Raw genomic sequence first — 284 nt, forward strand, 5'->3', positions numbered from 1 at the left:
AAGGCTTAGGCTTTGACTTCGCCGGCGGTACCGACTTTGGTATGGTCCGCTTCGGGACGATCTTCATGGCGCGGCGAAGGCCACAGACCGGCCGGGCGGGTCAGCATGATGACCACCATGGCCAGGCCGTAGAGCAGTTGGCGCAGCACTTCGGCATCGATCCACACCTTGCCGAAAATGGCCATCTGCAGCGGTTCCACCACGTGACGCAGCACTTCCGGCAGCGCCGCCAGGATCACGCCACCCAGCACCACGCCAGGGATGTGGCCGATACCGCCCAGCAC

The 284-nt window shown here is 64.4% G+C and carries 1 pseudogene; it reads right to left on the reverse strand.

Going from position 1 to position 284, the window contains the following annotated elements:
• Positions 1 to 5 precede the first annotated feature (5 nt).
• Positions 6 to 284, reverse strand: a pseudogene (locus tag HWE01_RS22675) (ABC transporter ATP-binding protein); the annotation flags it as partial.

The sequence above is a fragment of the Herbaspirillum sp. C7C8 genome (genome assembly GCF_022627875.1).
In the GTDB taxonomy this organism is placed as follows: domain Bacteria; phylum Pseudomonadota; class Gammaproteobacteria; order Burkholderiales; family Burkholderiaceae_D; genus Herbaspirillum.